Annotated in this window: 7 protein-coding genes; all 7 read left to right on the top strand. The window is 76.1% G+C overall.

The annotated features are described in order from the left end of the window. A partial coding sequence (locus AB6N23_RS08340; RefSeq protein WP_412865631.1) for an FHA domain-containing protein occupies positions 1 to 639 on the top strand: 639 nt, incomplete at its 5' end. Between the two features lie 9 nt (positions 640 to 648). Further along, positions 649 to 2,112, top strand: coding sequence for an outer membrane protein assembly factor BamB family protein (locus AB6N23_RS08335; protein ID WP_412865630.1), 1,464 nt, complete (start codon positions 649 to 651; stop codon positions 2,110 to 2,112). A gap of 190 nt (positions 2,113 to 2,302) precedes the next feature. Next, positions 2,303 to 4,069, top strand: a complete 1,767-nt coding sequence (gene leuA, locus AB6N23_RS08330; RefSeq protein WP_412865629.1) for a 2-isopropylmalate synthase — start codon at positions 2,303 to 2,305, stop codon at positions 4,067 to 4,069. Between the two features lie 208 nt (positions 4,070 to 4,277). Then, positions 4,278 to 5,009 carry a DNA repair protein RecO gene (gene recO, locus AB6N23_RS08325; RefSeq protein WP_412865628.1) on the top strand — a complete coding sequence of 244 codons (732 nt, stop codon included), beginning with the start codon at positions 4,278 to 4,280 and terminating at the stop codon, positions 5,007 to 5,009. Continuing rightward, entirely contained in the window at positions 5,009 to 5,791 is a 783-nt protein-coding gene (locus AB6N23_RS08320; RefSeq protein WP_412865627.1) for an isoprenyl transferase, read from the top strand. The genes recO and AB6N23_RS08320 overlap by 1 nt, the downstream gene beginning before the upstream one ends. A 60-nt stretch (positions 5,792 to 5,851) precedes the next feature. Further along, positions 5,852 to 6,265 (top strand): VOC family protein, encoded by a 414-nt coding sequence (locus tag AB6N23_RS08315; protein ID WP_412865626.1) that lies wholly within the window; start codon positions 5,852 to 5,854, stop codon positions 6,263 to 6,265. Between the two features lie 127 nt (positions 6,266 to 6,392). Beyond that, positions 6,393 to 6,671 (top strand): DUF3072 domain-containing protein, encoded by a 279-nt coding sequence (locus tag AB6N23_RS08310; RefSeq protein ID WP_412865625.1) that lies wholly within the window; start codon positions 6,393 to 6,395, stop codon positions 6,669 to 6,671. Positions 6,672 to 6,673 lie beyond the last annotated feature (2 nt).

Genomic DNA, 6,673 nt, shown 5'->3' with positions numbered 1-6,673 from the left:
GTCCCCGAGCAGGCGCCGCCGGCGCCGCGCTCGGTGCCGACCGCGACCGGCGGGCTCGTGCTGCCGCCGCTCGACCCGCCGCGCGCCGCGCCGGACCTCGACACGCGCGCGCTCCCGCTGGTGCGGGCCGCGACGCCCGTGCCGCTGCCTCCCGTCGACGACGCCGACGGCCTGCCGCCGGAGCTCGAGCTGACGCGGCCCGCGCCGCCGCGCGAGGACGTCGTGCCGGCGCCGCGGCGGGGTGCGGCGCGCGGCCTGCGCGTCACGCTCGACGACGGCCGCACGCTCACCGTCGGGGGCACGGCCGTGCTGGGACGCAACCCCGCGCCGGCGCCCGGGCTGCAGGTGGTCCGGGTCACCGACCCCGGCCGGTCGGTCTCCAAGACGCACCTCGAGCTCGGGACCGACCCCTCGGGCGCGTGGGTGACGGACCGCGGCTCGACGAACGGCACCGTCGTGACGCTGCCGGACGGCGGTCAGGTCGTCTGCCGCGTCGACCACCCGGTGCGCCTGCGCCCGGGTGCGGTCGTCGTGTTCGGCGACCGGTCGCTGCGCGTGGTCGCGGTGCCGGGCACGTCCGTCGCGGACGTCCTGGGCCCCGAGGGCGCGCGTCGCGCGGAGGGCACCTCGCGGGCCTAGAGTCCTGCCATGACGGGCCTGCGCCCGGCTGCGCGGATGCAGCTGGTCGAGCTCGCCGACACCGACGACGAGGACGCGCCGGCGCCGGCGGGTGCCGACCCGCGCCAGGGCGGCGGCGAGGCGCCCGTGCCCGGTCGGCGGCCCGGCCGGTCCGGCGTCCCGCGCTGGTGGCCCGCCGTGCTCGCGGCGGTGGTCGTCGTCGTGGCGGCCGTGGTGGCGACGCAGGTCGTCACGCGTGCGGCCGCGGCGCGCGCCGACGCGATCGCGGGCCTGCCGGGCTTCGTCCGCCCGCTCGACGCGCCGCCGGGCGAGCTCTGGCGCGCCCCCGCGGCGGGGCGCACGGGCGTCCTCGCGGCCGGCGGGCACGTCCTCGCGGTCTCGGACGCCACCGGCACGTGGGAGGTGCGGGCGCACGACCCGCGCACCGGCGAGGCGCGGTGGGGCGCCGAGCTGGTCGCGACGAGCGCGGCGGGGTTCGACGCGGTCGCGGTCAGCTGCCCGCCCGGGGCCGCGGAAAGCACCGTCGTGCTGTGCCGGTGGACGCAGCCGCGGGTCGTGTACTCCCGTACGCGCGAGACGGTCGCGTCCGTGCCGCCGACGCGCATGGTCGCGCTCGACGCCGCGGACGGCAGCCGGCTCGGCAGCTGGGACGTGGCGGACCCGCTCGTGGGCGCGCGCCGGGTCGCCGACGACCTGGTGGTGGCCACCGTCCAGGCCGACGGGCGCGTGCTCGTGGAGCGTCGCACGGGCGCGGCCGGTGAGGTGCTGTGGTCGCACCGGTCCGCCGACGTGCTGGTCACGCCGGGCAGCGGCCGCGTCGCCCCGGCGCTCTCCGTGGTCGGCGGCGTCGTGGTGCTGGGTGGCGAGGCGACCACGGTGCTCGACGCCGCGTCCGGCGGCGTGGTGGCGCACGGTGCGGCCGGCCGCCAGCTCGTCGTGGCGCCGCTGCCCGACGGACGGTTCGCGACGTGGGCGCCCGTGGGCGGCGCGCACCTGCACGACCGGGACGGCAGCCGCGGCGTGCGCGTGCCCGGCGTGCCCGTGCGTCTCGCCGCGGACGACGGCTCGGTGGAGGTCCTGCTCACCGACCTCGGGAACCGCGTGGCGGCGCTCGACCCGGAGGACGGCACGACCGTGTGGGAGCTCGCGACGTCGCACTCGCCGGTGGCCACCGTGGACGGCGCGGTGGTGCTCTGGGGCGACGCGGCCCTGGCGGTGGTCGACGCGCGCGACGGGACGCCCCTGTGGGAGCACCGGACGGGGCGGGCCATGCCGTTCGCGCCCGTGACCGACGGTCGCCTCGTGCTCGCCGCGGAGCCGGACGGCGCCGACCGGTGGGCGCTGTCGGCGCGCGGCCTGCACGACGGCGTGCGCGTGTGGTCGGTGCCGCTGCCCGCGGGCGTCAGGTCGCTCGAGGGGGTCGGGGGCACGCTCGTCGCCCGCACCGACACCGAGGCCGTCGTCCTCGGCTGAGCGTCCACCCGGCGGGGCGCACCCGGTCCGCGGTTGCGGCGGCCCGGCGGGGCGGGGGTATGGTCGTCCCGTGGCGCACCGCTCGCTCCTTCTTCGTCGCCGCGACGAGGCCCTCTAGGCCGGCTCCTCGTCGCGGAGTGCGCCGTGCCCGGCTGACCGCCCGCCGAGACCCGCGACGAAGGACACCCCGATGACCGTCACCCCCAGCGCTGCCCCGAGCGCCGAGCGGAACCCGCAGCAGCCCTCCGGCATGCCGTCCCACCGGTACCGCCCGTTCCACGAGCAGATCCGCGTCGACCTGCCGGACCGCACGTGGCCGACGAAGCGCATGACGCAGGCGCCCCGCTGGTGCGCCGTCGACCTGCGCGACGGCAACCAGGCCCTGATCGAGCCGATGAGCCCGGCGCGCAAGCTCGAGATGTTCGAGCTGCTGGTCGGCATGGGCTACAAGGAGATCGAGGTCGGCTTCCCCGCCGCCTCGCAGACCGACTTCGACTTCGTGCGGATGCTGATCGAGGAGGACCGCATCCCCGACGACGTGGTCATCCAGGTGCTGACGCAGGCGCGCGAGCACCTCATCGAGCGCACCTACGAGTCGCTGGCCGGCGCGAAGCAGGCGATCGTCCACCTGTACAACTCGACGTCCGTGCTGCAGCGCGAGGTCGTCTTCCGCTCCGACGAGGACGGCATCGTCGACATCGCCGTCTCCGGCGCGCGGTTCTGCAAGAAGTACGAGGAGCTGATCCCGGACACCGAGGTGTTCTACGAGTACAGCCCCGAGTCGTACACGGGCACCGAGCTCGAGTTCGCCGTGCGCATCTGCAACGCGGTGCTCGACGTCCTGGAGCCGACGCCGGACCGGCCGGTGATCGTCAACCTGCCGGCCACCGTGGAGATGGCGACGCCGAACGTCTACGCCGACTCCATCGAGTGGATGGGCCGCCACCTGCACCACCGCGAGAGCGTCGTGCTGTCGCTGCACCCGCACAACGACCGCGGCACGGCCGTCGCGGCGGCGGAGCTCGGGTTCCTCGCCGGCGCGGACCGCATCGAGGGCTGCCTGTTCGGCAACGGCGAGCGCACCGGCAACGTCGACCTGGTCACGCTCGGCCTCAACCTGTTCAGCCAGGGCATCGACCCGCAGGTCGACTTCTCCGACATCGACCGCATCCGCCGCACCGTCGAGCGCTGCAACCAGATGCCGGTGCACGAGCGGCACCCGTACGGCGGCGACCTCGTCTTCACGGCGTTCTCGGGCTCGCACCAGGACGCCATCAAGAAGGGCCTGGACGCCCTCGAGGCGCGCGCCGCGGCGGCCGGCACGCCGGTCGCCGACGCGGAGTGGGCCGTCCCGTACCTGCCGATCGACCCGAAGGACGTCGGCCGCAGCTACGAGGCGATCATCCGCGTCAACTCGCAGTCGGGGAAGGGCGGGATCTCGTACCTGCTGAAGTCCGAGCGGGACCTGGACCTGCCGCGCCGCCTGCAGATCGAGTTCTCGCAGGTCGTGCAGCGGCACACGGACCGGCACGGCACGGAGGTCACGGCCGACGAGCTGTGGACGATCTTCAGCGACGAGTACCTGCCGGCGCTGCCCGGCGGGCCGCTCGAGCCGTGGGGCCGGTTCGCCCTGCGGGGCACGCGGGCGACGAGCGCGGAGGGCGGCGACGACACGCTCGAGGTCGACGTCGTGGACCGCGGCGCGGCGCGCACGCTGCGCGGCACGGGCAACGGCCCCGTCGCCGCCTTCGTGGCCGCGCTCAACGCCGAGGGCGTCGACGTGGCGGTGCTCGACTACGCCGAGCACGCGCTGTCGGCGGGCGGGGACGCCACCGCGGCGGCGTACGTCGAGTGCGCCATCGGCGACGACATCCTCTGGGGCGTCGGCATCGACCCGTCCATCACGACCGCGACCCTCAAGGCGATCGTCTCCGCCGTCAACCGTCACCAGCGCTGACGCGACCAGGACCCCGCCGCGGCGTCGCAGGCCACCCCTGCACGGCCACGGCGGACGCCGGGACGCGGACGACCTCCGCGTCCCGGCGTGAGACGTCGTGCCGCCGGCACCCGCACGCCCGGGTGCCGGCGGCACGGCCGACCCCCACGCCCGTCGGCGTCGCGGGCGTCGGCGCCCGGCTGTCGGTGGCACGGGGCAGAATGGCCCGGTGAGCCTCTACCGCGACGAGGCGATCGTCCTGCGCACCCACAAGCTGGGGGAGGCCGACCGCATCGTCACCTTCCTCAGCCGCGAGCACGGCAAGGTCCGTGCCGTCGGCAAGGGGGTGCGGCGCACGACGTCCCGGTTCGGCTCCCGGCTCGAGCCGTTCATGCACGTCGACCTCCAGCTCAGCACGGGGCGCAACCTCGACGTCGTGACGCAGGCGGAGACCATCGGCCCGTACGGGCGCCGGATCGGCGAGGACTACACGCTGTACACGGCCGGCACGGTCATGCTCGAGACGGCGGACCGGCTGGTCGAGGCCGAGCGCGAGCCGGCGGTGCAGCAGTACTGGCTGCTCGTGGGCGCCGTCCGGGCGCTCGCGACGCGTGAGCACGCCCCCGGGCTCGTGCTCGACTCCTACCTGCTGCGCGCGCTCGCGATCGCGGGCTGGGCGCCGAGCTTCACGGACTGCGCGCGGTGCGGCGCCCCGGGCCCGCACCACGCGTTCGCGGTGGCGGTGGGCGGGGCCGTGTGCGGTGCGTGCCGGCCGCCCGGTGCCGCGGCGCCCGCGCCCGAGACGTTCGCGCTGCTCGCGGCGCTGCTGTCGGGTGACTGGTCCGTCGCCGACACGAGCGCGGAGCGGCACCGCGCCGAGGGCAACGGCCTCGTCGCGGCGTTCTGCCAGTTCCACCTCGAGCGCCGGCTGCGCTCGCTCCCGATGGTCGAGAGGGTCTGATGCCGGTCCCGCCCCCGCCGCACCCGAGCGGTGCGCGTCCTCCCGCCGTGCCCCGTGAGCTGGTGCCCCGGCACGTCGCGGTCGTCATGGACGGCAACGGCCGCTGGGCCAACGCGCGCGGCCTGCCGCGCACGGCCGGGCACGCCGCGGGGGAGGCGTCCCTGCTCGACATCGTCGCCGGCGCCATCGAGATCGGCGTGGAGTACGTCTCCGCGTACGCGTTCTCGACCGAGAACTGGAACCGCTCGCCCGACGAGGTGCGGTTCCTCATGGGCTTCAACCGCGACGTGCTCCGCCGCCGTCGCGATCTCATGGACTCGTGGGGCGTCCGGGTGCGGTGGGCCGGGCGTCGCCCGCGGCTGTGGCGCTCGGTGATCGCCGAGCTCGAGACGGCCGAGCGGCAGACGGTCGGCAACGTGACGTGCACGCTGACGATGTGCGTCAACTACGGCGGCCGGGCCGAGATCGCGGACGCCGCGAAGGCCGTCGCGCAGGAGGTCGCCGCGGGGCGCCTCAAGGCCGACAAGGTGGACGAGAAGGTGCTCGCCCGCTACCTCGACGAGCCGGACCTGCCGGACGTCGACCTGTTCCTGCGCTCGTCCGGCGAGCAGCGGATCTCCAACTTCATGCTGTGGCAGTCCGCCTACGCCGAGATGGTGTTCCTCGACGAGCCGTGGCCCGACGTGGACCGCCGGCACCTGTGGCGGGCGGTCGAGACGTACGCGAGGCGGGACCGCCGGTACGGCGGCGCGGTCGACGCGCCGGCGGCGCCCGCGGGCTGAGCGGGGGCGCGTCGCTGCCGGGTGCCGCGCGGCGTCGGTGGGCGCCGCTAGCCTCGCGCCATGACCGACGACGACGTCCCCGCCCCCTTCGTCCCGCCCGTGCCCGGCACGACCCGTGCCGTCGCGCGCGTCGGCATGGTCACGTTCGACACGCGGGACGCGCACGCGCTCGCCGTCTGGTGGGCCGCACGCACCGGTGGGCACCTGCAGGCGCACCCCGGGTTCGTGATGCTGCACCCCTCGGCACCCGGCGGCGTCACGCTCGGGTTCCAGGAGGTCACGGACCCGACGCCCGGCAAGAACCGCGTGCACGTCGACCTGGCCGTCGACGACGTCCCGCGCTTCGTCGACGACTGCCTCGCGGCCGGCGCGGCGAGCGTCGGCGACCACGCGCTGCCGGACGGGTTCGCGTGGACCGTGCTGGCCGACCCGGACGGCAACCAGTTCTGCGTCTCGCCCGCCCACGGCGCCTGACGCAGTGCGCCGCCCCGGCGGCCGGAGGCGGTCGGCACGGACGCCGCCGTCGCCCCGCCGGTCATGGAGCCGCGGGGGCGCCCGGGCCCGGCGCGCGGCTGTCGGAGGGGCGTCGTAGCGTGGCCGCATGACGAGCGACCCCGGCGACACCTCCGTGCAGGACCCGTCCGACCCCACCGGGTCGAGCACGATCAAGGACCCCGACGACTGGACCACGGGCGACGAGCCCGCCACCGGCGCCCAGCTGAGCTACCTCGGGACGCTGGCGCGCGAGGCGGGCCGCGACGTCCCCGAGAACCTCACCAAGGCCGACGCCTCGAAGCTGATCGACGAGCTGCAGGGCGAGAGCCCGCGCGCGCAGGACGTGCCGGACGTCGACGACCAGACGAAGGAGCCGCCGGACTGACG

The organism is Cellulomonas pasadenensis (genome assembly GCF_047229365.1).
GTDB lineage: Bacteria > Actinomycetota > Actinomycetes > Actinomycetales > Cellulomonadaceae > Cellulomonas.
The sequence above is the reverse complement of the archived record's forward strand: the minus strand, read 5'-3'. Positions and strand labels throughout refer to the sequence as shown.

Excerpts from the sequence above, each read along its gene's own strand:
- AB6N23_RS08335 (WP_412865630.1), top strand. The coding sequence starts at position 649 with ATGACGGGCCTGCGCCCGGCTGCGCGGATGCAGCTGGTCGAGCTCGCC.
- leuA (WP_412865629.1), top strand. The coding sequence starts at position 2,303 with ATGACCGTCACCCCCAGCGCTGCCCCGAGCGCCGAGCGGAACCCGCAG.
- AB6N23_RS08320 (WP_412865627.1), top strand. The coding sequence starts at position 5,009 with ATGCCGGTCCCGCCCCCGCCGCACCCGAGCGGTGCGCGTCCTCCCGCC.
- AB6N23_RS08315 (WP_412865626.1), top strand. The coding sequence starts at position 5,852 with ATGACCGACGACGACGTCCCCGCCCCCTTCGTCCCGCCCGTGCCCGGC.
- AB6N23_RS08310 (WP_412865625.1), top strand. The coding sequence starts at position 6,393 with ATGACGAGCGACCCCGGCGACACCTCCGTGCAGGACCCGTCCGACCCC.